This is a genomic window from Microbacterium sp. (assembly GCF_031988965.1).
Taxonomy (GTDB): domain Bacteria; phylum Actinomycetota; class Actinomycetes; order Actinomycetales; family Microbacteriaceae; genus Microbacterium.
Genome location: NZ_DALZXX010000001.1, coordinates 334,649 through 336,380, shown reverse-complemented (window position 1 = coordinate 336,380; position 1,732 = coordinate 334,649). Strand labels below are relative to the sequence as shown.

The following is a 1,732-nucleotide window of genomic DNA, read 5'->3' as shown; positions in this document are numbered from 1 at the left end:
CCCGCCGGCGCAGGTGGCTCTGCGGAAACGCTCGCTGCTGCGTCGCCCCGTCAGGTCGATGCGTCGACACGAGCGGTGCCCACAGATGGCGCGGAGCGGACGACGGGATCGTCCGCCGTCCCCGCAGCCTCCGCCGCTGCAGCCGCCGTGTCCTCGGCGGCAGCATCCCCGCCAGCCGAATCACCCGACTCGCGCTCCGTCGAGCGTGACGGTGCAGGGGGACGCCTCGAGGACCTCTTCCACAGCCACCCCGAAGAGGTCCCGGGTGGCAGGCCGCCCAAGAAGAAGCGCCGCACCGGGTGCCTGGTCGCGCTCGTGATCATCCTGGTGATCGTCGGCGGCCTTGCCGCGACAGGCGTCTGGGCGATGAACACCTACGGCGACAGGATCAGCGACGCGCTCGGGTGGGGCGAACCCGACGACTGGGAGCCCGGACTCGCCACCGGTGAGGTCATCGTCACGATCGCTGAGGGCGACACCGGTTCTCCGGTCTCGGCCTCGCTCTACGAGGCCGGTGTGACCCGCACGGAGACGGTCTTCTACGACTACCTCGTCGACGAGGGCATCGCGGTCACGTTCTACCCGGGCAACTACCGCCTGCAGGAGAAGATGACCGCGGAGGCGGCGCTCGATGCGCTCCGCAACCCCGAAAACAAGCTCGAGAACACAGCCAACGTGGGGGAGGGGGCGACGATCGAGTCCACTCTTCCCGGTATCGCGGAGTCTCTGAGCATCCCGCTGGCCGATCTCGAGGCCGCAGTGGCTGATCCCTCTGTCTACGGCGTGAGCGCGCAGACGCTCGAAGGCTGGTTGTTCCCCGCGCTCTACACGTTCGATCCGGGGGTCACCGCCCAGCAGGTCATTCAGCGCATGGTCGACCGCACCCATGAGTCGCTGGACAAGGCCGGCGTCCCGGCGGAGGACGCACAGCGCGTCCTGACGATCGCGTCGATCATCCAGCGCGAGGGGCTGACCGCAGACTTCCCGAAGGTGTCGCGCGTGATCCAGAATCGCCTCGACATCGACATGAAGCTCCAGATGGACTCGACCGCGCAGTACGGATACGGCTCCCTTCACGAGGGCGTCGTCTCGAGCTCGGCCGAGGCTCTCGAAGATCCGAACGACTGGAACACCTACGTCCACACCGGGCTTCCGATCACGCCGATCGCCAGTGCGAGCGATGCAGCGATCGACGCCGCCATGCACCCCGCCGACGGGCCGTGGTTGTACTTCGTGACCGTCAACCTCGCCACCGGCGAGACGCAGTTCTCCGAGACCTACGAGGAGCACCTCAAGGGCGTCGAGAAGTGGGGCGAGTGGTGCAAGGCGAACCCCGACGGCGGATGCTCGGCCGGATGATCCGGCATCGACTCGCTGTCTGGGGCGACCCGATAGCGCACTCGAAGTCGCCGCAGCTGCACGCCGCCGCCTATGCGGTGCTCGGCCTCGACTGGGAGTACTCGCGTCGACAGGTCACCGAGAGCGGCTTCGTCGACGCCGTGGGCGCGCTCGACGATTCCTGGCGGGGACTCTCGCTCACGATGCCGCTGAAGGAGCAGGCGCACCGTGCCGCCCGTGAGCTCGACCGCCATGCCGAGCTCACCGGAGCCGTCAACACGCTCCTCCTCGGCGACGACGTCCGAGGATTCAACACCGATGTCGGCGGCATCGTCGATGCGCTGGCCGACGAAGGTCTCACCACGGTCGAGCGGGTCAGGATCCTCGGCGCCGG

General features: G+C 68.2%; 1 protein-coding gene and 1 pseudogene. Both read left to right on the top strand.

Features of this window, described 5'->3' with window-relative positions; all coding sequences use genetic code 11:
- On the top strand, window positions 1–1,359 hold a 1,359-nt coding region (gene mltG, locus RTM68_RS01650; protein WP_312167691.1), incomplete at its 5' end, for an endolytic transglycosylase MltG.
- Window positions 1,356–1,732: pseudogene (locus tag RTM68_RS01645) on the top strand (shikimate dehydrogenase); the annotation flags it as partial. The gene mltG and the pseudogene RTM68_RS01645, both read left to right, overlap by 4 nt.